Origin of the sequence: Rhizobacter sp. OV335, assembly GCF_900142965.1 — a bacterium.
Classification (GTDB): Bacteria; Pseudomonadota; Gammaproteobacteria; order Burkholderiales; family Burkholderiaceae_C; genus Rhizobacter.
The window spans coordinates 50248-72279 of the sequence record NZ_FRCQ01000032.1 but is presented as its reverse complement, the minus strand read 5'-3'; the positions used below and the strand labels follow the sequence as shown (position 1 = coordinate 72279).

Sequence of the window (22032 nt, the reverse complement as noted above, 5' to 3'; positions counted from 1 at the left end):
CGATGAACCATCTGAAAGACCTCCACGTGCTGGTGCTGGGCCTCGGTGAATCGGGGCTCGCGATGGCGCGCTGGTGCGCCCGCTTCGGTGCGCAGGTGCGGGTGTGGGATTCGCGCGAGGAGCCGCCGCATGCGGCGGCGCTGGCCGAGCACGTGCCCGGTGCGACGCTGCTCGCCGGCCCGCTCGGCACCGAGCAGCTGCAAGGCGTGCAACTGGTGCTGAAGAGCCCCGGCCTCGGGCCGCGCGATCCGCGCGTCGCGCCGCTGCTGACGCTGGCGTTCGAGACCGGCGTGCTGGTGCAGGGCGAGCTCGACCTGTTCGCGCGCGCACTCGCCGACCTGAAGGCCGAGCGCGGCTATGCGCCCGGCGTGATCGCGATCACCGGCACCAACGGCAAGACCACGACGACCGCGATGACCTCGCAGCTGATCGCCCGCACCGGCCGCCGCGTCGCGACCGCCGGCAACATCGGCCCGACGATGCTGCAGACGCTGGCCGAGGCGCTGGACGCCGAGCCGGCGCCGCTGGTCGAGCAGCTGCCGGACGAGGCGGCGCTCGACGACATCGCCGAGGCGCCGACGGATCCGGTCGGCGATGCGGTGATCGAGGACGCGGTCGAGGCGATCTCCGAGAACCTGCCCGAAGCGCTGCCGGCCGACGTGACCGGCGACGCCGTGGCGGCGGTGCAGCTCGGTCCGGAGCCGGTGCCCGAACCGGTGACCGAGCCGATCGGTGACGACGTGCTCGACGCCGCGGTCGAGGAGATCGCCGCCTTGCCGCCCGAGGTGCCGGACGAGGTCGAGACGCCGATGGGGGGCGGCCCGCCGCCGCACCTGATCCCGCCGCCGCCGCCCGGCCCGGTGTTCGAGGCGCTGCCCGAGGTCTGGGTGCTCGAACTGTCCAGCTTCCAGCTCGACGGTGTGCAGGGCTTCGAGCCCGGTGCCGCGACGGTGCTGAACGTCACGCAGGACCACCTCGACTGGCATGGCGACATGAAGGCCTATGCCGCGGCGAAGGCGCGCATCTTCGGCAAGACCGCGGTGATGGTGATCAACCGCGACGACCCGGCGGTCGAGGCGATGGTGCCGGCGCCCACGCCGGGGAAAGGCCGCTTCGCGAAGCCGGTCGAGCGCAGCGTCGTGCGCTTCGGCCTCGACGCACCGAAGCGCCCCGGCGACTTCGGCGTGCTCGACCAGAACGGCATGGCCTGGCTGGTGCGCGCGATGGAGGCCGACGAGACCGCCAAGCCCAAGGGCCGCGGCAAGGGCCCGGTCGAAGAGGAAGAGCTGCACATCCAGCGCCTGATGCCCGCTGATGCGCTGCGCGTGCGCGGCCGCCACAACGCGGCCAACGCGCTGGCGGCGCTGGCGCTCGCGACCGCCATCGGCTGCCCGCTCGCGCCGATGCTGCATGGCCTGCGCGAATACACCGGCGAGCCGCACCGCGTCGAGTTCGTCGCGCTGGTCGACGGCATCGAGGCCTACGACGACAGCAAGGGCACGAACGTCGGCGCGACGATCGCGGCGATCAACGGGCTGGGTGCGGACAAGGCGCCCGGCCAATTGGTGATGATCCTCGGCGGCGATGGCAAGGGGCAGGATTTCGGCCCGCTGCTCGCGCCGGTGCGCCAGCACGTGCGCGCGGTCGCGACCATCGGCCGCGATGCCGAGGCGATCGAGCAGGCGCTGCAGGGCGCCGGCATCACGGTCGAGCGTCACGAGACGCTGCAGGCCGCGACGCGCTGGGCCTTCACGCGCGCCCATGCCGGCGACGCGGTGCTGCTGAGCCCGGCCTGCGCGAGCCTCGACATGTTCCGCAACTACGCGCACCGCGCGCAGGTGTTCTGCGACGAGGTGCGGGCGATCGCCGCGGAAGGGGGCAGCGAGGCATGAGCAGCTTGAGCGTCCGCTCCGGTTTCGACGCGCTGAAGGAGCGCATGCAGGCGCTGTTCAAGCGCGACGCGTCGGTGCCGATCCGCGACTGGACCGGCGCGTCGGCCAACAAGCCAGTGCAACTGCAGGGCTTCGACCAGCCGCTGGTGTGGGTGGTGGTGGCGCTGCTCGCGCTCGGCATGGTGATGGTGTATTCGGCCTCGGTCGCGTTGCCCGACAACCCGAAGTTCACGCGCTATGCGCCGACGCATTTCCTGGTGCGGCACATCCTGTCGATCATCGTCGCGCTGGTCGCCGCGGTGGTCGTCGTGCAGCTGCCGGTCAGCCTGTGGGAGAAGTTCGCGCCGTGGCTGTTCGCCGCGTCGCTGCTGCTGCTGGTGCTGGTGCTGATCCCGCACATCGGCAAGGGCGTGAACGGCGCGCGGCGCTGGATCCCGCTGGTGTTCACGAACTTCCAGCCGTCGGAGCTGGCCAAGCTGGCCATCGCGCTCTATGCCGCCAACTACATGGTGCGCAAGATGGAGGTGAAGGAAAACTTCTTCCGCGCGGTGATGCCGATGGCGATCTCGGTCGCGGTGGTGGGCCTGCTGCTGCTGGCCGAGCCGGACATGGGCGCCTTCATGGTGATCGCGGCGATCGCGATGGGCATCCTGTTCCTCGGCGGCGTCAACGGGCGCATGTTCTTCCTGATCACCTCGGTGCTGGTGGGCGCGTTCGTGCTGATGATCACCTTCAGCGAATGGCGGCGCGAGCGCATCTTCGCGTACCTGAACCCGTGGGACGAGAAGTACACGCTGGGCAAGGCCTACCAGCTGTCGCATTCGCTGATCGCATTCGGCCGCGGCGAGGTGATGGGGCAGGGGCTGGGCTCCAGCGTCGAGAAGCTGCACTACCTGCCGGAGGCGCACACCGATTTCCTGCTCGCGGTGATCGGCGAGGAACTCGGCTTCATCGGCGTGGCCTGCGTGATCGCGGCCTTCTTCTGGCTGTCGCGCCGGGTGTTCCACATCGGGCGCCAGGCGGTCGCGCTCGACCGGGTGTTCGCCGGGCTGTTCGCGCAGGGCATCGGCATCTGGATGGGCGGGCAGGCCTTCATCAACATGGGCGTGAACCTGGGCGTGCTGCCGACCAAGGGGCTGACGCTGCCGCTGATGAGCTATGGCGGCTCGGCGATCCTGATGAACCTGATCGCGCTCGCGATCGTGGTGCGGGTCGACATCGAGAACCGGCAGATGATGCGCGGGGGACGGGCATGAGCAGGCACCTCGTCGTGATGGCAGCCGGCACCGGCGGCCACATCATCCCGGGCCTCGCGGTGGCGCGCGAGATGCAGCGCCGCGGCTGGACCATCAGCTGGCTCGGCACCACGCACGGCATGGAGAACAAGCTCGTGCCGCCGAGCGGCATCCCGATGGATGCGATCACCTTCAGCGGCCTGCGCGGCAAGGGCCTGCTGCACACGCTGACCGGCGGCTTCCGGCTGCTGATCGCGTTCTGGAACTGCCTGCAGATCCTGCGCCGGCGCCATGCGAGCGCGGTGCTCGGCATGGGCGGCTACGTCTGCTTCCCCGGCGGGCTGATGGCCTCGCTGCTCGGCAAGCCGCTGATGCTGGTCAATGCCGATGCCTCGCTGCTGATGAGCAACAAGAGCCTGCTGCCGGTGGCCGACCGCATCGCGTTCGGCTTCGACGGCGATGCGGCGCACAAGACGAAGCTCGGCGTCGTGACCGGCAACCCGGTGCGCGCCGAGATCGAGGCGCTGCCGGCCCCGGCCGAACGCTTCGCCGGCCGCAGCGGCCCGCTGCAGCTGCTGGTGGTCGGCGGCAGCCTTGGCGCGAAGGTGCTGAACGACACGCTGCCGCAGGCGCTTGCGCTGCTGCCGGCCGACGCCCGCCCGCGCGTCACGCACCAGACCGGCGCCGCGCAGCTCGACACGGTGCTGGCCGCCTATGCAACGGCCGGGCTCGATGCCGAGGTCCTGCCCTTCATCGACGACATGGCCACGCGCCTGGCCGCCTGCGACCTGATCGTCTGCCGCGCCGGCGCGGTGACGGTCAGCGAGCTGTGCGCCGCCGGCGTTGCCAGCGTGCTGGTGCCGCTGGTCGTCAGCACGACCAGCCACCAGCGCGACAACGCCGAATGGCTCGCGCAACACGGCGCGGGGCTGCACCTGCCGCAGTCCGAACTGAACCCGCAGCGCCTGGCCGACCTGTTGAAGGGCCTGACGCGCGATGCACTGAACACGATGGCGACGAAGGCGCGAGCCCTCGCCCGACCCCACGCCGCTGCGCGCGTGGCGAATGAACTCGAAAGGCTGGTGGCATGAAGCACGCCGTCAAGCACATCCATTTTGTAGGCGTCGGCGGGGCGGGGATGAGCGGCATCGCCGAGATCCTGCACAACCTCGGCTACACCGTCTCCGGCTCCGACCAGAGCGACAGCGCGACCACGCAGCGTCTCGCGTCGCTCGGCATCCGCGTGTTCATCGGCCACAGCGCCGAGCACATCGCCGGTGCCGAGGCGGTCGTCACCTCCACCGCGGTGAAGGGCGACAACCCCGAGGTGATCGCCGCGCGCAGCAAGCGCGTGCCGGTGGTGCCGCGCGCGGTGATGCTGGCCGAGCTGATGCGCCTGAAGCAGGGCATCGCGATCGCCGGCACGCACGGCAAGACGACGACCACCTCGCTGGTCACCAGCGTGCTGGCCGAGGCCGGCGTCGACCCGACCTTCGTGATCGGCGGCAAGCTGAACGCCGCCGGCGCGAACTCGCGGCTCGGCTCGGGCGACTACATCGTCGTCGAGGCCGATGAATCCGATGCGTCGTTCCTGAACCTGCTGCCGGTGCTGTCGGTCGTCACCAACATCGACGCCGACCACATGGACACCTACGGGCACGACTTCGCGAAGCTGAAGGCCGCGTTCGTCGAGTTCCTGCACCGCATGCCGTTCTACGGCGCGGCCATCCTGTGCGGCGACGACCCCGGCGTGCGCTCGATCATCCCGATGGTCTCGCGCCCCGTCATCACCTACGGGCTCGGCGCCGACGTGCAGGTGCGCGCGGTCGACGTGCAGGCCCTGCCCGGCGGGCAGATGCGCTTCACGGTGCAGCGCCGCAACGGCGTCGTGCTGCCCGACCTCGCGATCACGCTGAACCTGCCGGGCGAGCACAACGTGCTGAACGCGCTCGCGGCAGTGGCCGTCGCCACCGAGCTGGAGCTGCCGGACGCGCCGCTGGTGAAGGCGCTGGCCGAGTTCCGCGGCGTCGGCCGGCGCTTCCAGCGCTATGGGGACCCGGCCGTGCTGAGCGTCAACGGCGGTGGCAACTTCACGCTGATCGACGACTACGGCCACCACCCGGTCGAGATGGCCGCGGTGATCGCGGCGGCGCGTGGCGCCTTCCCGGGCCGGCGCCTGGTGATCGCGTTCCAGCCGCACCGCTACACCCGCACGCGCGACTGCTTCGAGGATTTCGTCAAGGTGATGGGCCGCGCCGATGCGGTGCTGCTGGCCGAGGTGTATGCCGCCGGCGAGGCGCCGATCGTCGCGGCCGATGGCCGCTCGCTGGCGCGCGCGCTGCGCGTGGCCGGCAAGGTCGATCCGATCTTCGTCGACGACATCACGCAGATGCCGCAGGCGATCGCCGCGCAGGCCCGCGACGGCGATGTCGTGATCGCGATGGGCGCCGGCAGCATCGGCGCCGTGCCGGGCCAGGTGCTCGAACTCTTGAAGGAGGGCGTGTGATGTCCAGCCCGTTGAATCCGCTTCGTTCCATCGATCCGAAGTCGCTCGGCAAGGTCGCCGTGCTGATGGGCGGCAGCTCCGCCGAGCGCGACATCTCGCTGCTGTCCGGCGGCGGCGTGCTGGCCGCGCTGCAATCGCAGGGCGTCGATGCGCACGCCTTCGATCCGTCCGGGCGCGAGCTCGCGGACCTGAAGCACGAAGGCTTCGCGCGCTGCTTCATCGCGCTGCATGGCCGCCACGGCGAAGACGGCACGGTGCAGGGCGCGCTCGAACTGCTGGGCGTGCCGTACACCGGCTCCGGCGTGATGGCCTCGGCGATCGCGATGGACAAGGTGATGACCAAGCGCATCTGGCTCGCCGAAGGCCTGCCGACGCCGCGCTACGTGTGGCTCGCGCCCGACCGCCAGGACCGCGCGCAGGTGCAGGCGGTGCCCGATGAACTCGGCCTGCCGCTGATCGTGAAGCCGCCGCGCGAAGGCTCGTCGATCGGCGTCAGCAAGGTGGCCGGCTACTCGCAGATGGCCGATGCGGTCGCGCTGTCGGCGAAGTACGACCCCGACGTGCTGTGCGAGGAGTTCATCGATGGCGCCGAGGTCACCTGCCCGGTGCTCGGCCACGGTGCCGGCGCGCAGGCGCTGCCGGTGATCCGCATCGCCGCGCCCGAAGGCGCCTACGACTACCAGAACAAGTACTTCACCGACGTCGTGAAGTACCACGTGCCGAGCGGGCTCGATGCCGCGCTGGAGGCCGAGATCCAGCGCATCGTCGTGCAGGCCTACCGCACGCTCGGCTGCCGCGGCTGGGGCCGCGCCGACCTGATGATCCGCAAGAGCGACAACAAGCCCTTCCTGCTCGAGATGAACACCTCGCCGGGCATGACCTCGCACTCGCTGGTGCCGATGTCGGCCAAGGCGGCCGGCATCAGCTACGAGCAGCTGTGCCTGCACCTGGCGTCGCTCGCGACGCTGGACAGCCTGCGGGCCTGAACGCCACCGAGACCATGCGCCACACCGCCGCACTCCACCGCACACCGGCCGCCGAGCTGCCGGTGGACGTGCGCCTGCTCAACGCCAGCGCATCGGCGCTGTTCCTGCTGGCCGCGGCGCTGTTCGCGGCGCTGGCGATGCTGTGGCTGTCGCGCCAGCCGGTGTTCGCGATCCGTGCGATCCGCGTCGAGGGCGACCTCGCGCGCAACAGCGTCTCGACGATCCGCGCCAACGCGCTGCCGCAGCTGGCCGGCAACTTCTTCACGCTCGACCTGGCGCGCGGGCAGCGCGCGTTCGAATCGGTGCCGTGGGTGCGCCACGCGATCGTGCGCCGTGTCTGGCCGAACCGGCTCGCGGTGTCGCTGCAGGAGCACCGCGCCGCGGCACTGTGGTCGCAGGACGAAGGCGGCGACAAGCTGGTCAACACCGAAGGCGAGGTGTTCGAGGCCAACCTCGGCGATGTCGAGGACGACGGGCTGCCGACGCTGTCGGGCCCGGACGGCAGCGCCGGCCAGGTGCTGTCGATGTACCGCCGGCTCGCGCCGCTGTTCAAGGGGCAGGAATTCGAGATGGACGCGCTGTCGCTGAGCGGGCGCGGCTCGTGGCGCGCCGAGTTCGACAGCGGCGCCGAGATCGAACTCGGCCGCGGCACCGACGACGAGATGCAGGCGCGCGTCGAGCGCTTCCTCGGCACGCTGCCGCAGGTGATCGCGCGCTACCAACGACCGCTGGTCTACGCCGACCTGCGCCACAACGAAGGCTATGCGGTGCGGCTCAAGGGCATCACCACGACGCTGGAGGCTCCGGCCTCCGGCAGACGGAAATGAGAGGGTGACACGGAACATGGCCAAGGAATACAAGGACCTGGTGGTCGGCCTCGACATCGGCACCGCGAAGGTGATGGCGGTGGTGGCCGAGGTGCTGCCCGACGGCGAGCTGCGTGTCGCCGGGCTCGGCATCGCCGCGGCCCATGGCCTGAAGCGCGGCGTGGTCGTCAACATCGACGCGACGGTGCAGAGCATCCAGCAGGCGCTGAAGGAGGCCGAGATGATGGCCGACTGCAAGATCACGCGCGTCTACACCGGCATCACCGGCAGCCACATCCGCGGCCAGAACTCGACCGGCATGGTGATCGTGCGCGACAAGGAGGTCACGCCGATCGACGTGGCGCGCGTGGTCGAGACCGCGAAGGCGATCAACATCCCGAACGACCAGCGGCTGCTGCTGGTCGAGCCGCAGGAGTTCGTGATCGACGGCCACGAGGTCAAGGAGCCGATCGGCATGAGCGGCGGCCGGCTCGAGGTGAAGGTGCACATCGTGACCGGCGCGCAGAGCGCGGCCGAGAACATCGTGAAGTGCGTGCGGCGCTGCGGGCTGGAGGTGGACCAGCTGGTGCTGAACCCGAGCGCGTCGAGCCATGCGGTGCTGACCGAGGACGAGAAGGACCTGGGCGTCGCGCTGGTCGACATCGGCGCCGGCACGACCGACGTCGCGATCTTCACCGACGGCGCGATCCGCCACACCGCGGTGATCCCGATCGCCGGCGACCTGATCACCAGCGACATCGCGATGGCGCTGCGCACGCCGACCAAGGATGCGGAAGAGATCAAGGTCGAGTACGGCGTCGCCAAGCAGCTGCTCGCCGACCCGAGCGAGAACCTGGAGGTGCCGGGCCTCGGCGACCGCCCGCCGCGCATGCTGAGCCGCCAGGCGCTGGCCGGCGTGATCGAGCCGCGCGTCGAGGAGATCTTCTCGCTGGTGCACCAGGTCATTCGCGAGAGCGGCTACGAGGAACTGCTGTCCAGCGGCATCGTGCTGACCGGCGGCGCGGCGGTGATGCCGGGCATGGTCGAGCTCGGCGAGGACATCTTCCTGAAGCCGGTGCGCAAGGGCATCCCGACCTACCACGGCTCGCTGCACGACATGGTGGCGAACCCCCGCTCGGCCACCGTGATGGGCCTGCTCGAGGAGGCCCGGCTCGGCCGTGCGCGCGGTATCAAGGCCGCGCAGCAGGCCGGCTCGGTGAAGACGCTTTTCGGTCGCGCCAAGGACTGGTTCCTCGGCAACTTCTGACACACCACGGAGAACGCGCATGAAGACACGCTCCCTTGCATGCCTCGGCCTCGAACTCCGTGGAAGCAGGTATCCCCCATGAAGAACAACAACACACCAGACGAGGCTCACGTGACTCACCAGAGCCCCACCTCAAAACGGCAACTGCAACAAGGATTGGAGAACACCATGGCCATTGAAATGATCGAAGACTTCGACCTGGGCACGCAGATCAAGGTGATCGGCGTCGGCGGCGGCGGCGGCAACGCGGTCGACCACATGATCGCGCGCGGCGTGCAGGGCGTGGAGTTCGTCTGCGCGAACACCGACGCGCAGGCACTGAACCGCTCGACGGCCCACCACCTGATCCAGCTCGGCACCACCGGGCTCGGCGCCGGCGCCAAGCCGGAGGCCGGTCGCGCCGCGGCGGAAGAAGCGGTCGACCGCATCCGCGAATCGATCAAGGGCGCGAACATGCTCTTCATCACCGCCGGCATGGGCGGCGGCACCGGCACCGGCGCCGCGCCGGTGATCGCGCGCGTCGCGAAGGAGATGGGCATCCTGACGGTCGGCGTGGTCACCAAGCCGTTCGACTTCGAAGGCAACCGCCGGCTGAAGGCGGCCGACGCCGGGCTGGCCGAGCTGGAAGCCAACGTCGATTCGCTGATCGTGATCCTGAACGACAAGCTGCTCGACGTGCTGGGCGACGACGTGACGCAGGACGAGGCCTTCGCGCATGCCAACGACGTGCTGAAGAACGCGGTCGGCGGCATCAGCGACATCATCCACATCCCGGGTCTCGTCAACGTCGACTTCGAGGACGTGAAGACGGTGATGAGCGAGCCCGGCAAGGCGATGATGGGCACGGCCACGGCCGGCGGCCCGGACCGCGCGCACAAGGCGGCCGAATCGGCGGTGGCCTGCCCGCTGCTGGAAGGCATCGACCTGTCGGGGGCGCGGGGCGTGCTGGTGCTGATCGCCGCGGGCAAGGGCAGCTTCAAGCTGAGCGAGAGCCGCAATGCGATGAACACCATCCGGCGCTATGCCGCGGACGATGCGCACGTGATCTACGGCACCGCCTACGACGAGAGCCTGGGCGACCAGCTGCGCGTCACGGTGATCGCCACCGGGCTGAGCCCGGCCAAGCGCGTCGCCGCGCCGATCAGCGTGGTCCACACGCAGGTCGCGCAGCGCACCGGCACCGACAACATCCCGGTGCTGACGCAGCCGGTCAACCCGCCGGGCGGCGCCTCGCACGACTACAGCAGCCTGAGCGTGCCGAGCGTCTGGCGCAACGGCCGCACGGCCGCGGCGAAGGTGGATGCGCTGGCGAGCAACGGGATGGACGAGATCGAGATCCCCGCGTTCCTGCGCAAGCAAGCTGATTGATCTGTTGCAGGTTGGCACTTGCTATCGAGGCGGTAAGGCGATCCAAGCGTGCTTGGGTCGCCCACTGAATAGAATCCGCGGATGCTTGCCCAACGCACCCTCAAGTCCCTGACGCGCGCCGTCGGCGTCGGCGTGCACGGCGGCCAGCGCGTCGAACTGACGCTGCGGCCGGCGCCGCCAGACACCGGCATCGTGTTCCGCCGGATCGACCTGCCGACGCCGGTCGACATCCCGGTGGCGGTGCTGTCGATCTCCGAGGCGCGGATGGCGACCACGCTGTCGCTGAATGGCGACCCGGGCGCGCCGAAGGTCAACACCATCGAGCACCTGCTGTCGGCCTGCGCCGGTCTCGGCATCGACAACCTGCGGGTCGACATCACCGCCGAAGAGGTGCCGATCCTCGACGGCTCGGCCGCGTCGTTCGTGTTCCTGCTGCAGTCGGCGGGCATCGAGCTGCAGGACGCGCCGAAGCGCTTCATGCGCATCCTGAAGCCGGTGGAGGTGCGCGAGGGCGAGGGGCCGAAGCTGAAGTGGGTACGGCTCGAGCCGTACAGCGGCTACCGGCTGACCTTCGAGATCGACTTCGACCACCCGGCGGTCAACCAGACCGGCCAGCGCGTGGTGTTCGACATGGGCTCCGGCCACTACAAGCGCGACATCGCGCGCGCCCGCACCTTCGGCTTCACGAAGGATGTGGAAATGATGCGTTCGCGCGGGCTGGGCCTGGGCGGCAGCATGGACAACGTGATCGTCGTCGACGACTACCGCGTGCTGAACTCCGACGGGTTGCGCTACGACGACGAGTTCGTCAAGCACAAGATCCTCGACGCGATCGGCGACATGCAGGTGGCCGGCCACCCGCTGATCGGCGCGTACACCGCGTACAAGTCGGGCCATGCGCTGAACAACAAGCTGCTGCGCGCGGTGCTGGCCGATGCGTCGAGCTACGAGATCGTCAGCTTCGAGGACGAACGCGAAGCGCCGGCGGGCCTCGCCGCGCTGGCCCCGGCGTGGTGACGCCTTTCAACCCCAACCTGCACGCCTGATGGCCATCTTCAGCTGGATCATGCTCGGCTTCGCGGCGCTGCTGCTGCTGGGCAGCGGCATCGCCTGGGGCCTGTTCCTCGCGATGGACGACAAGCACTGGCAGAAGCTCGGCATCAAGGTGTTCCGCATCGCGATGGTGGTGCTGCTGTTCTATGTGAACGCGATGGTCTACCTGCACATCGTGCGGGTGTTCCGCGGGGAGCCGCCGGTGGTCGAGGTGGCGTTGCCGAGCGACGATTAGGCGTGGTCACACTGCTTGTGCGGGCGCGTCGCGATGGAACGATGCCGGCAGCATCGCCTGCTCGAGCATCTCGATCGAACGGGCTTCGACGCCGCGTGCCGCGAAGAACTCGCGCCACCCGCTGACCACATCGAGCATCGCGCTGACGATCGCCTTCGCGTCGTCGGTGCCGAGCCCGAAGGCCTCGCACTGCGACAGCAGGTTGTAGAGGCTCGCCGCGCGGCCGAACCGCCCCGCTTCCAGCGCCAGGTCGCGGCGCTCCTGCGACACCATCGGCACCGGCACGATGTCGTAGGCCGGCGAGAGCCGCCAGCCACCCTGCAGCTGCAGCATCGCGTGGTTGCGCGGATGGTCGTCGTTGTTCGTGACCATCGCGTTGAACACCATCCGGCGGAACAGCTCCCGCCGGTCTTCGGCGCTCTTGACCGACCAGCGGCGCAGTTCGTCGGCCAGCAGCGGGTACGACCAGCGCTCGCGGCCGAAGTAGCCGTCTTCCGCATCGAGCACCGTGAGGCCGGACACCAGCCCGAAACGCGCGTAGGCCTGGGCCTGCGGATTCCACTCGCGGTCGAAGCGCTCCAGCATCAGGACATCGTGCGATCCCACCCGCTCGAGCCGGGTACCGCAGACCCGCAGGCCGGCGGCGTGGGCGAGTTCGAGCGTTGCGTATTCGATGCGCTGGGCGTTGTGCCGATCGCTTTTCTCGGGCAGCTTGGCAAGCCACACCTTGTGGTCGTCCTCGATCGTCACCTTGGGTCGTGCGCCACCCATGCTCGTGCCGGGTTCCAGCGCTTCCAGCACCTCGTGCGGCAAGCGGCCGTCGGCCTCCAGCGCCTGGGCCGCATCGATGAGGGCCTGGAGCTGGTGCGTGCGGTTGAAGGGGCGCCGGGGGGCAGGGGGCTGCACTGTGCGCCCGAAGCTCAGGTTGCCCGCACCATCATCGGGGCCGTTGAGCAGGTAGGCCATCTCCGGGATGGACGCCTCGGGTTGCGCCAGCTTCGCCTGGATGACGCGCCGACCCCAGGCATCCGGGCTCGCGTCGCGGACCGCGCCGGGAAGACCCTTGAGCTGGGTGAAGCGCTGCGGCCTCGTCGTCAGCGGCAGGTGGAACGGGTCGAGCGCGACCACGTCGCTGCGCTCCAGGTAGCGCCTGCCGTAGGTGAACGTCCCCTCGTGCGAACCAGCACCGAGGCTGCGCACCTTGAGCGACGCACAGGGCACCGTTTCCAGCGCGCCGGGCAGCTGGATGTAGACGTAGCAGGACTGCTCGTCGGCGGCCATGGGTGATCAGAAGTCGTTGTCGTCGGCGACCGGCTGGCGTGCGCGCTGAGGCCGGCGCGCCGCCTCGAGGATCTTGCCGTGCTCGTCGGCATCGGGGTCGGCTAGCGCTGTGGTCGTGCTCATCAGGCCCAGTTTCCAGAGCACCGAGAAGACCGTACCGATGGTCGTACGCGGATTGCCCTTCTCGAGCGCGTACAGCGTCTTGCGGGTGATGTCACAGGCCTGGGCCAATTCTTCCTGGCTCATGCGCCGGCGAATGCGGGCCAGCCGGATGTTCTGCCCCAGCTGCACGACAGCGCTGTCGACCTCAAGAGGTGTCGTGGTGGTGACGGCCATTCTGCTACCCAATAAGCGACTTATTGGGTAACACATTACCCATGTAAGCGGTGCTCGTCAAGCAACTTTCGCCGCCAGCCTCCGCGGCTTGTCCATCTGCGCCGACACCAGCACCACCCCGAGCGCCAGCATCGCGACGCCGGCGCCGAGCCAGCACAGGTCGGTGAGCGGCCGGTCGGCGGCGATCAGCAGGCCGCCGAGCCAGGCGCCGCCGGCGTTGCCGAGGTTGAACGCGCCCTGGTTCAGCGTCGACGCGAGGTTGGGCGCGCCGGTCGCGGTGTCGAGCACGCGCACCTGCGCGGCCGGGCCGATGGCGAACGAGACGATGCCCCACACGAACAGCGTCACCATCGCCGGCAGCGCGAACTGCGCGGTCCATGAGAAGGTCAGCTGCACCAGCGCGATGCAGGCGAACAGGCCGGCCATCGCCGGCATCAGCCGCCAGTCGGCCAGCCGCCCGCCGAGCAGCCCGCCCACCGTGATGCCGCCGCCGAACAGCATCAGCGCCCAGCTGATCTGGTCGGGCGAGAAGCCGGTGACGTCGCGCAGGAGGTAGGCGATGTAGGTCAGCACGCTGAACATGCTGACCGAGGCCAGCGTGCTGATCAGCAGCGCGCACTGCACCTGGAAGCGCGCGATCGCGCGGAACTCGCGCAGGATGCTGCCCTCCTGCGCCGGCAGCGCCGACGGCAGCCAGCGCCACAGCGCGGTGATCGCGACCAGCCCGATGCCGGTGACGGCCCAGAAGGTCGAGCGCCAGCCGGCGGCGTGGCCGAGCGCGGTGCCCAGCGGCACGCCGAGGATGTTGGCGACGGTGAGGCCGGTGAACACCAGCGAGACGGCCTGCGCGCGTTTCTCGTGCGGCACCAGCCCGGCGGCGACCACCGCGCCGATGCCGAAGAACGCGGCATGGCAGAACGCGGTGACGACGCGCGCGACCATCAGGAATTCGTAGTTCGGCGCGATCGCGCACAGCGCGTTGCCGAGGATGAACAAGCCCATCAGCGAAACCAGCGCCCGCTTGCGATGCCACTTGGCAGTGAGGATCGCGAGGATCGGCGCACCGATCGTCACGCCGAACGCATAGCCGGACACCAGCATGCCGGCCACCGGTGCGGTGACCCCGAAGTCGCGGGCGACGTCCGGCAGCAGGCCCATGATCACGAATTCGGTGGTGCCGATGCCGAAGGCGGCCGCGGCGAGGGCGAGCAGGGGGAGGTTCACAGGGGCGGATGGACAGCGGGGAGGAAGCCCGAACTCTACGGGATTACCCGCGGCCATGCTGAGGTCCAATACCGGAATGGACTTCCAACATGAAACAGACCAGCGCCTGACCGCCCTCGAGATCAAGGCCAGCTTCACCGAGGACCTGCTCGATGCGCTGAATGCCCTGGTGGCCCGCCAGCAGCAGCAGATCGAGCAGATGGCGTCGCAGATCGCGTTGCTGCGCCAACAAGGGGCCGGGCAGGACGCCGGTGCGTTCCGCAGCCTGCGCGACGAGTTGCCACCGCACTATTGAGCCTGGACCGTGAACAAGTACGGGGGAGACTGTCAACGATCGTGAGCCGGCTGGAACGAAGCGCCACGCCCTGACCACACAGCTCCCATCTGCGAAGGGCACGACCCATGCCCGGGGTGGATTGGTCAGGGAGGGAAACCCCACGAAGGGCGACCCGATGAGTCAAGAACGATTCGATGCGCTGCTGGCGCAGCTGTGCAAGGCCTTGCCACGCGATGCGGCGGCCGATGTGAGGGAACGCGGGCTGTTGAGTGTCGATGGCCACGATGTGCTGATCGACCACTGGCCCGACGACGCGTGCCGCATTCTGGTCGACCTGGGGCCGCCGCCGGGAGGCGCGGACAGCGGGTTCTACCGCCGCCTGCTGGCACTCAACCTCGAAGCCGAGAGCGACGCGGTGCCGGTGCTTGGCCTGGAGGCCGACAGCGGCCACATCGTCGCGATCATGCAGCAGCCTTTGGAGGTGCTCGAGCAGGAGAAGGACGGCCTGGCCGACCTGATCGTGCGGCAGTTGCCGGAGTGGATGCCCCACTGGCGTGCCCTGTTGGCGTCGCAAGCTGCCGATGTGCCGGCGGATGCTCACGCGATCGTCGCCGGATGGCTGGAGATGCGGCCATGATTGAATCACCCAGACCCAGCCCGCGTGGATCCATTGAAGGCAATGAGCCTTTGTCTCCATCCGGCCGCTTCAAACGCGCTAGGCGGAACTCGGTCTTCGAACAAAGACCATCGGGCCTCACAAGAACGTCATCCTCGGGCCGCCAGGGCCGGCCGGCCTTTCGAAAGAACGGGTGGTGCCTGCGTTCGAACTCCCTCGGGAGGGCCAAGCTCGCCTGCGTTCTGAAGCAAGGAAAAGAAGTCGAGTTGCTGCTGCCCACCTTGAAGCCGGGCGGGAATGGGGACGAGCCCAAGAATGCAAGCTTCCTCCCCCCGTTGTATGCCGTGTACAAGGAACGCGCGGGGGAGTATCTCAACAACGAGGGCGGCCTTCTGCGACCGACCCCCGACACCATCCACCCGGGTGATTCCGATCGGCTGGTGCTGTGCGGCCCGCCCATCGACGGTGCTTCGTTGGCCGCGTGGATCCGTTGCGAATGGGCATTGGGCAATGTCGTGGTGCTCTACGTCGCGCGTGCCACCCGCAAGGCGTTGAAAGCGGGCTGCATCGAGTTTGCCCAGGATGGCAGCCTGAAGCTCAAGGCGGACCGCCACGGCAAGATGCCGATCAGCCCCGCGAAGAAACAGCTGGAACAGTGTGGCAAGGTGGTCGACGGGGTGTTGCTGGCACCCGTCACGGCGGTGCAGAAAGCGCTGCCGCCCAGGAAGACGGGCCATACCCAGCGGCCGGCGGGGTCTCCGGTGCCTGCTGCGAATCGGACGAATCACCAGCTGGATTTCATGGCGATGTCGGGGGACCAGGCCTTCAAGACGGCGGTCCTCCCACTGCACGAGCAGCCCGTCGGCGACGGCTTCCCCGACATGTTCAATCTCCCGCTGTCGCTGTACAACGCCGCGAACATCTACAAGAACCGGCAGACGGCGGCCGACAAGGTGTCCACGGCGAAGCTCGAGGTGGTCCTGAACTTCAGGGGCTACATGGATTTCCTGACCAAGCTGGCCCTGAACAAGGAGGACCCCACGCCGGCCGACGCGGAAGCCTTCAGCCGTTGCCGGGAAGCGCTGTGCAATTGGAAGGACACCGCGGGCATCATCGCGGCGTACGCGAAGCGGAAGTCCGCAGACCCGGACAGCGACGAAGACATCCGGCTGCCGCATGCCAACTCCGCGGAGGCGAACGGCCACGCGTATCGAGGCGTCAACAGCGGCTTGATCAAGGACGTCGGGGTGGCACCCGTCTCCGCGACCGCGAACTTCGCCAAGGGCGTGGCCTACACCGCGGGCGCATCGGAGGTCACCAGCAGCCTCGGCACGGTGGTGGGTGCCGGCAGCCTGGGTACGGGCCTCATCGAGTCCTACCAGGCGCTGGCCGAACGGTCGGCCGCCCGCGCAGACATCGCCCGCTGCAAGCGCGCGATAGCTGCTTTGGATGCATTGATCGACGACGACGTGTTGACGAGCGATACGTCCGACGCGATCGCCCGGGCCTGCCAGGGGTTCTTCAAGGACCAGCTGAAACTCGCCCGGAAGAACAAGAATTTCGCGGTCGGCCGAGGAGTGAACAGCGTGTTGCGCGGTGGGGGCGGTGTCGCGTCGACCATGGCGTCGGCCCTGAGCATGACCGGTGTCATCACGGCAACGACGTCGGCTACCGTGGTTCCGGTGGTTGGGGCGTTCCCGGCCGCGGCGCTGGCGGGCTACTACGCAATGATGGGCTACAAGCTGCACGTCGTGCGCCGCGCGGCGCATCTGCAGAAGCGAGATCAGCAAGACGGTGCCAGCATTGTGCTGAACACGCCCGGGCTCAAGGCGCTCGAACGCGCATTCCTGGACGGCTTCGGTGTGGCCTACGGCGCCGGTGCGCCGATCGGCGGCGACGACGCGTTTGCAGGTGAGCGAGAGCATTTCCATGCCGCAGCCAGTTGCGTATCGCTGGCCGTCGAACTGCTGGCCAACGGCCTTCTCGACGCGGCGCAACAGGCCAGATCCGAGAACGAACTGAAGGCGAGTGACGCCGCCGCCATCCTGCAGGCGCTCGGCTTCGATCCGCTGCAACGCATCCAGCTCGGGATCAGACTCCACGAGAAGTTTGCGGGCAAAAAAACGCGCGGAGAGGCGCTCAGGCTGATCAAGGACGCGATTTCCCGCAGCACCGGGCTGCCGACGATCAAGACGGAGCACGCCCACATCGGCATGTACCGTCAAGGCTTCGAGGACAGTCTCAAGGCCATGGACGTCAGCTTCCAGGACGCCGATACCAGGACGCTGAGAGAGGTTTTCGCGAAGAATTGCCGCCTCGATGATTTTGAGCAAGCCGCAAGAGTCTCGCGCGCGGCGGTGTTCGATCCGACCCATGAGATCCGGCTCGACGGGCCGCTCATCGAGATGCTGGTGTTCGATGCGGATGTAGCGGCGCTGGCTTCACAGGAGGTGCAGCCGATACTGCCTCGCGTCCTGGGCGACCTGTTGAAAGCGCATTGGGGCAACTCGCTGGCGAAGAGTGACCCGCTGTACAAGCGTCATGAATCGCTGAAGGCCTTTCTGCATGCGTTTGCGACGGTCAGGTTTGAGCATATCGACGAACTGGTGGATGACTGGTCAAACAAGAAGGGACTTGTGCGACGCCGTGAGCTGCTCGACAACGTGACCTTGCTGCTTTGCTCGCGAGACCTGAATCGCGGCCAGCGTGCGACCTTGAAACTACTGCGGGCGAGCCTGCAGTTCGAAGTCATCAAGGTGCCACGTGACATGACCGAAGACTGAGTCCGGTCTTGCCGCAAGGCATGCAACGCCGAACAGGCCGGCTTTCGCGCCGCGATTCCGGCCTTTGCCGACGGGTGCTCCCGATTCAAATGGGCAGATGCCCTCCACGGCCGCCCAACGCTTCTTCGACGGCACCCGCCACCTCGCCGCGCAGGATGCCGCGAGCGCCGAAGCCTGCTTCCGCGAGGCCGTCTCGATCGAGCCCGAGCTGGGCGAAGCCCACGCCAACCTCGGCTGGCTGGCCGAAGCCGCCGGCCGCCTCGACGAGGCCGAGGCCTGCTACCGCCGCGCGCTCGCGCTGCGGCCGTCGCAACCCACCATCCACCTGAACCATGCCGCGCTGCTGGCACGGCTGAAGCGCTTCGACGAAGCGCTGGCCGGCTGCTGGACGGCCGTGCAGCTCGACCCCGAAGCCGCAGCCGGCTGGTCCAACCTCAGCGTGCTGCTGGTGCAGATGGGCCGGCACGACGACGCCGAAGCCTGCTGCCGGCGCAGCCTGTCGCTCGACCCGCACTACCCGAAGGCGCACATCAACCTCGCCTACCTGTGCCTGCGCGACGGGCGCTGGGATGAAGGCTGGTCGCACTACGCCTGGCGCGGCTGGCAGCTCGACCTGACCGGACGCGTCACCTGCCCGCGCTGGAACGGCGAGCCGATCGACGGCCGCAGCGTGCTGGTCGGCCTGGAAGGCGGCTACGGCGACATGATCCAGTTCGCCCGCTTCGCCACCACGCTGAAACAGGCCGGCGCGCGGCGGGTCACGCTGCTGTGCCCACCGCCGCTGCAGGTGCTGCTGGCGACGCTGGACGGCATCGACGAGCTGCTGCCCTCTGACGGCCTGCTGCCGCCCGCGCGCTGGGATTGCTGGACCTCGGCGACCAGCGTGCCGCGTCTCCTGAACACCCGGCCTGACACGATTCCTGCCGCGCAGCCCTACCTGCGGGCCGAGCCGGCGGCCGTCGCCCGCTGGCAGTTGCGCCTGCAGCAAGCATTGCCGGCGAAAGGATTGCGCGTCGGTCTGGTCTGGAAAGGCAACCCCGCCTTCGAGAACGACGACGAGCGCTCGCTGCCGTCGATCGACGTGCTGGCCCCGCTCGCCGCGCTGCCGGGCCTGCAGTTCATCAGCCTGCAGAAAGGCGCCGGCGAAGACGAGGCCACGCGCGGGCCGGTCGCGCTGCACCTGGGCGGCGAGATCGAGAGCTTCGCCGACACCGCCGCGATCGTGCAGGCGCTCGACCTGGTGATCTGCGTCGACACCGCCGTCGCCCACCTCGCCGGCGCGCTCGGCAAGCCCTGCTGGGTGCTGCTGCCGCACCAGATGACCGACTGGCGCTGGCTCACCGGCCGCGACGATTCGCCGTGGTACCCGGGCGCGCTGCGCCTGTTCCGGCAGGCCCGGCGCGGTGACTGGGCACCGGTCATTGCGGCGCTGGGCGAGGCATTGCGTGGGCTATCCTCGCGGGACCATGCCGTCCCAGCCGATCACCAGCACACCGATCCCTGAAGTCGTCGACCTCGACGACGAGACGCTGCGCCGCGAGGTGCTCGGCAGCGCCCGCCCGACCATCCTGCGCGGCCTGGTGAAGCACTGGCCCGCGGTGCGCCACGGCCTGGCCTCGCCGCTGGCGATCGCGCAGTACCTGGCCGACCACGACAACGGCAGCCAGGTGCAGGCGGTGATGACGCCGCCCGACCAGCATGGGCGCCTCTTCTACAACGCCGACATGAGCGGCTTCAACTTCATGCGCAACCAGCTGCCGCTGTCGACGGTGCTGGAGCAGGTGCTGCGCTATTCGGCCTTCCCGAACCCGCCGGCGGTCGCGGTGCAGAGCTCGCCGATCCCCGACTGCCTGCCCGGTTTCGTCGACGAGAACCCGCTGCCGCTGCTCGGTGGGCGGATCGTGCCGCGCATCTGGCTCGGCAACGCGATCACGACGCCGGCGCACTTCGACGAATCGAGCAACATCGCCTGCGTGGTGGCCGGCCGGCGCCGTTTCACGCTGTTCCCGCCGGAGCAGATCGGCAACCTGTACATCGGCCCGCTCGACCACGCACCGACCGGCACGCCGATCAGCCTGGTGAACTTCGCGGCGCCCGATTTCGAACGCTTCCCGAAATTCCGCGACGCGATGGCCGCCGCGCAGGTGGCCGAACTCGCGCCGGGCGATGCGATCCACATCCCGGCGCTGTGGTGGCACCAGGTCGAATCGCTGGCCGGTTTCAACATGCTGGTGAACTACTGGTGGCGCGGCGCGCTGGCGGTCGACGACCCGCTGCCGTCGGCGCTCGACAGCCTGCTGCATGCGCTGCTGTGCCTGAAGTCCTTGCCGGCCGAAGAGCGCCGCGGATGGGGCGCGATCTTCGAGCACTACGTGTTCGATGCGCAGCGCGACGCGGCGGCGCACATCCCGCCGAACCGCCGCGGGTCCCTCGGCGAGATGACGCCCGAGCTGCGCGAGCGGCTGCGGGCGCTGCTGAAGGAACGGCTGCGCTGAGCCGGGCCGTCAGCGCCCGGTGCCGCGCGCCCGCAGCGTGAAGAAGAAGCTCGCGCCCTTGTCCTTCTCGGCCGCGACCCAGATCTCGCCGCCGTGCTTCTGGACCACGCGCCGCACGATCGCGAGGCCGACGCCGGTGCCGGGAAACTCCGACTCCCGGTGCAGCCGGCGGAACGGCTCGAACAGCTGCTGCACGTAGGCCATGTCGAAGCCGGCGCCGTTGTCGCGCACGCAGTAGACGAGGTGGCCGTCCTTCTGCGCCTCGGCGCTGAACGAGACCGTCGCGTCGCTGCGCTTGCTGGTGAACTTCCAGGCGTTCGACAACAGGTTCTCGAGCGCGAGCCGCAGCAGGCCGGCGTCGCCGTCGGCCATCAGGCTCGTGTCGATGTCGACGCGCACGCTGCGCTGCGGCCACGCCGTCTGCAGCGTGTTCAGGATGTCGCGGGCCATCGCGCCGACGTGCACCGACTGCACGCGCACCTGGGCGCGCGTCACCTTCGACAGGCCGAGCAGGTCCTCGATCAGCGTGTTCATGCGCTGCGCCGCGACCAGGATGTTCTGCGCGAACAGCAGCGGCTGGCCCTGCAGCGGCGGCACCGTGTCGGCCAGCAGCATCTCGCTGTAGCCCTGCACCGCCCGCAGCGGTGAGCGCAGGTCGTGCGAGACCGAGTAGCTGAAGGCCTCGAGCTCGCTGTTGGCCTCCTGCAGCTCGGCGGTGCGCTGCTGCACGCGGCGTTCCAGGTTCTCGTAGACCGCGACGTTCTCGAACGCCAGCGAGCTGCAGTCGGCCAGCGCCTGGATCAGCTGCACCTCGTCGGGCGTCGCCTCGTGGGCGTCCGCCCAGTAGTTGCCGATCACGCCGATCGGCGCCTCGGCCCGGATCGGCACCATCACCAGGCTCTTCACGAAGGTCGGCCGGTAGGCATCGTGCGGAATGCGAGGGTCCTGGTAGATGTCGGGAATCGCGACCGACTGCCGGTTCAGCATCGCCCAGCCGCTGATGCAGGAGTCGAGCGGGAAGCGGCTGCCCTTCCAGAGCGGGCCGATCGCGTCTTCGTCGACGTAGTGGCAGAAGTCGCCTTCGCGCATCACGACGGTGGCGCCGTCGGCCTGGTTCAGCTCGCGTGCGCCGCGCCGCACGATGCGCACGATGGCGTCGGTGCTGCGCGCGAGCGACAACTCCTTCACCAGGTCGACCAGCAGCGCGCGCCCGCGCGTCAGCGCCGCCAGCCGCTCGGCCTCGCGCGCATCGTGCAGCCGGCGCAGCGCGCTCGGCAGGCGGAACAGCTGGTCCTTCGGGACGTAGTCGGTGGCGCCGGCTTCCAGGCAGTGCTCGGCCCAGCGCGGATCGGTGTTGCCGCTGACGAAGATGAACGGCATGCCGGGGCGGCGCTGTCGGGCGACCTCGAGGGCCTGCAGGCCTTCGATGCCGGGCACGCGGTTGTCGGAGAGGATCGCGTCGAAGCGGGTGTTCTCGATCGCGTCGAAGAACTGCTCGCTCGAACTGACGGTGACCCAGTGGGACTGGATGTCCAGCCGCGCCACCTCGCGGTGCACCAGCTCCGCGTCGAGCGTGTCGTCCTCCAGGTGAAGGATCTGCAAGCCTTCCATGTCATGCACCTCCGTGATGTGCTGCATTCATTCGACAGGCGGGGAGCTTTGCGCTTCCTCC

At 68.9% G+C, this 22032-nt stretch carries 19 protein-coding genes; 15 read left to right on the top strand and 4 right to left on the bottom strand.

The window, feature by feature from the left end:
* Positions 1 to 2 precede the first annotated feature (2 nt).
* From murD to BUE42_RS26285, 10 genes are all read left to right on the top strand, one after another.
* A complete protein-coding gene (gene murD, locus BUE42_RS26330) occupies positions 3 to 1892 on the top strand; it encodes a UDP-N-acetylmuramoyl-L-alanine--D-glutamate ligase (RefSeq protein WP_073468257.1) in 1890 nt (629 codons plus the stop codon).
* Entirely contained in the window at positions 1889 to 3148 is a 1260-nt protein-coding gene (gene ftsW, locus BUE42_RS26325) for a putative lipid II flippase FtsW (protein WP_073468256.1), read from the top strand. The genes murD and ftsW overlap by 4 nt, the downstream gene beginning before the upstream one ends.
* Entirely contained in the window at positions 3145 to 4218 is a 1074-nt protein-coding gene (gene murG / locus BUE42_RS26320; protein WP_073468255.1) for an undecaprenyldiphospho-muramoylpentapeptide beta-N-acetylglucosaminyltransferase, read from the top strand. The genes ftsW and murG overlap by 4 nt, the downstream gene beginning before the upstream one ends.
* Positions 4215 to 5633 (top strand): UDP-N-acetylmuramate--L-alanine ligase, encoded by a 1419-nt coding sequence (murC, locus tag BUE42_RS26315; RefSeq protein ID WP_073468254.1) that lies wholly within the window; start codon positions 4215 to 4217, stop codon positions 5631 to 5633. The genes murG and murC overlap by 4 nt, the downstream gene beginning before the upstream one ends.
* Positions 5633 to 6619 carry a D-alanine--D-alanine ligase gene (locus BUE42_RS26310; RefSeq protein WP_073468253.1) on the top strand — a complete coding sequence of 329 codons (987 nt, stop codon included), beginning with the start codon at positions 5633 to 5635 and terminating at the stop codon, positions 6617 to 6619. The genes murC and BUE42_RS26310 overlap by 1 nt, the downstream gene beginning before the upstream one ends.
* A gap of 14 nt (positions 6620 to 6633) precedes the next feature.
* The gene (locus BUE42_RS26305; RefSeq protein ID WP_073468252.1) at positions 6634 to 7446 is read left to right on the top strand and encodes a cell division protein FtsQ/DivIB; all 813 of its coding nucleotides are present in this window, start codon (positions 6634 to 6636) and stop codon (positions 7444 to 7446) included.
* A gap of 16 nt (positions 7447 to 7462) precedes the next feature.
* Complete coding sequence (ftsA, locus tag BUE42_RS26300) at positions 7463 to 8692, top strand: cell division protein FtsA (RefSeq protein WP_073468251.1); 1230 nt, start codon at positions 7463 to 7465, stop codon at positions 8690 to 8692.
* Between the two features lie 168 nt (positions 8693 to 8860).
* Positions 8861 to 10060, top strand: a complete 1200-nt coding sequence (gene ftsZ, locus BUE42_RS26295; protein ID WP_073468250.1) for a cell division protein FtsZ — start codon at positions 8861 to 8863, stop codon at positions 10058 to 10060.
* A gap of 81 nt (positions 10061 to 10141) precedes the next feature.
* A complete protein-coding gene (gene lpxC / locus BUE42_RS26290; protein ID WP_047505748.1) occupies positions 10142 to 11077 on the top strand; it encodes a UDP-3-O-acyl-N-acetylglucosamine deacetylase in 936 nt (311 codons plus the stop codon).
* A gap of 28 nt (positions 11078 to 11105) precedes the next feature.
* Positions 11106 to 11348, top strand: a complete 243-nt coding sequence (locus BUE42_RS26285; protein WP_073468249.1) for a hypothetical protein — start codon at positions 11106 to 11108, stop codon at positions 11346 to 11348.
* A gap of 6 nt (positions 11349 to 11354) precedes the next feature.
* Here the strand turns inward: BUE42_RS26285 and BUE42_RS26280 are convergent, their stop codons facing one another.
* The 3 genes from BUE42_RS26280 to BUE42_RS26270 are packed head-to-tail and all read right to left on the bottom strand — an operon-like array spanning position 11355 to position 14189.
* Positions 11355 to 12629, bottom strand: a complete 1275-nt coding sequence (locus BUE42_RS26280) for a type II toxin-antitoxin system HipA family toxin (RefSeq protein WP_073468248.1) — start codon at positions 12627 to 12629, stop codon at positions 11355 to 11357.
* Between the two features lie 6 nt (positions 12630 to 12635).
* Positions 12636 to 12965: a helix-turn-helix transcriptional regulator gene (locus BUE42_RS26275; protein WP_073468247.1), complete on the bottom strand. Its 330-nt coding sequence runs from the start codon at positions 12963 to 12965 to the stop codon at positions 12636 to 12638.
* Positions 12966 to 13022: 57 nt separating this feature from the next.
* Positions 13023 to 14189: an MFS transporter gene (locus BUE42_RS26270; RefSeq protein WP_073468246.1), complete on the bottom strand. Its 1167-nt coding sequence runs from the start codon at positions 14187 to 14189 to the stop codon at positions 13023 to 13025.
* A gap of 76 nt (positions 14190 to 14265) precedes the next feature.
* On the opposite strand from BUE42_RS26270, the gene BUE42_RS26265 reads away from it, so the two are divergent.
* From BUE42_RS26265 to BUE42_RS26245, 5 genes are all read left to right on the top strand, one after another.
* Positions 14266 to 14484 (top strand): SlyX family protein, encoded by a 219-nt coding sequence (locus BUE42_RS26265; RefSeq protein ID WP_073468245.1) that lies wholly within the window; start codon positions 14266 to 14268, stop codon positions 14482 to 14484.
* A 157-nt stretch (positions 14485 to 14641) separates the two neighbouring features.
* Complete coding sequence (locus BUE42_RS26260; RefSeq protein ID WP_073468244.1) at positions 14642 to 15103, top strand: CesT family type III secretion system chaperone; 462 nt, start codon at positions 14642 to 14644, stop codon at positions 15101 to 15103.
* A 245-nt stretch (positions 15104 to 15348) separates the two neighbouring features.
* Entirely contained in the window at positions 15349 to 17865 is a 2517-nt protein-coding gene (locus tag BUE42_RS26255; RefSeq protein ID WP_143171770.1) for a hypothetical protein, read from the top strand.
* A 97-nt stretch (positions 17866 to 17962) separates the two neighbouring features.
* The gene (locus BUE42_RS26250) at positions 17963 to 19369 is read left to right on the top strand and encodes a tetratricopeptide repeat protein (RefSeq protein WP_073468242.1); all 1407 of its coding nucleotides are present in this window, start codon (positions 17963 to 17965) and stop codon (positions 19367 to 19369) included.
* Entirely contained in the window at positions 19332 to 20360 is a 1029-nt protein-coding gene (locus BUE42_RS26245) for a cupin-like domain-containing protein (RefSeq protein WP_073468241.1), read from the top strand. Before BUE42_RS26250 ends, BUE42_RS26245 begins: the two co-directional genes overlap by 38 nt.
* Before the next feature lie 9 nt (positions 20361 to 20369).
* Here BUE42_RS26245 and BUE42_RS26240 read toward each other — a convergent pair whose 3' ends face one another.
* Positions 20370 to 21998, bottom strand: coding sequence for a sensor histidine kinase (locus BUE42_RS26240; protein ID WP_200799031.1), 1629 nt, complete (start codon positions 21996 to 21998; stop codon positions 20370 to 20372).
* Positions 21999 to 22032 lie beyond the last annotated feature (34 nt).

Bases quoted from the DNA above. Each gene is read 5' to 3' on its own strand.
- murD (WP_073468257.1), top strand. From the start codon at position 3: ATGAACCATCTGAAAGACCTCCACGTGCTGGTGCTGGGCCTCGGTGAA.
- ftsW (WP_073468256.1), top strand. From the start codon at position 1,889: ATGAGCAGCTTGAGCGTCCGCTCCGGTTTCGACGCGCTGAAGGAGCGC.
- murG (WP_073468255.1), top strand. From the start codon at position 3,145: ATGAGCAGGCACCTCGTCGTGATGGCAGCCGGCACCGGCGGCCACATC.
- murC (WP_073468254.1), top strand. From the start codon at position 4,215: ATGAAGCACGCCGTCAAGCACATCCATTTTGTAGGCGTCGGCGGGGCG.
- BUE42_RS26310 (WP_073468253.1), top strand. From the start codon at position 5,633: ATGTCCAGCCCGTTGAATCCGCTTCGTTCCATCGATCCGAAGTCGCTC.
- BUE42_RS26305 (WP_073468252.1), top strand. From the start codon at position 6,634: ATGCGCCACACCGCCGCACTCCACCGCACACCGGCCGCCGAGCTGCCG.
- ftsA (WP_073468251.1), top strand. From the start codon at position 7,463: ATGGCCAAGGAATACAAGGACCTGGTGGTCGGCCTCGACATCGGCACC.
- ftsZ (WP_073468250.1), top strand. From the start codon at position 8,861: ATGGCCATTGAAATGATCGAAGACTTCGACCTGGGCACGCAGATCAAG.
- lpxC (WP_047505748.1), top strand. From the start codon at position 10,142: ATGCTTGCCCAACGCACCCTCAAGTCCCTGACGCGCGCCGTCGGCGTC.
- BUE42_RS26285 (WP_073468249.1), top strand. From the start codon at position 11,106: ATGGCCATCTTCAGCTGGATCATGCTCGGCTTCGCGGCGCTGCTGCTG.
- BUE42_RS26280 (WP_073468248.1), bottom strand. From the start codon at position 12,629: ATGGCCGCCGACGAGCAGTCCTGCTACGTCTACATCCAGCTGCCCGGC.
- BUE42_RS26275 (WP_073468247.1), bottom strand. From the start codon at position 12,965: ATGGCCGTCACCACCACGACACCTCTTGAGGTCGACAGCGCTGTCGTG.
- BUE42_RS26265 (WP_073468245.1), top strand. From the start codon at position 14,266: ATGGACTTCCAACATGAAACAGACCAGCGCCTGACCGCCCTCGAGATC.
- BUE42_RS26260 (WP_073468244.1), top strand. From the start codon at position 14,642: ATGAGTCAAGAACGATTCGATGCGCTGCTGGCGCAGCTGTGCAAGGCC.
- BUE42_RS26250 (WP_073468242.1), top strand. From the start codon at position 17,963: ATGCCCTCCACGGCCGCCCAACGCTTCTTCGACGGCACCCGCCACCTC.
- BUE42_RS26245 (WP_073468241.1), top strand. From the start codon at position 19,332: ATGCCGTCCCAGCCGATCACCAGCACACCGATCCCTGAAGTCGTCGAC.
- BUE42_RS26240 (WP_200799031.1), bottom strand. From the start codon at position 21,998: ATGCAGCACATCACGGAGGTGCATGACATGGAAGGCTTGCAGATCCTT.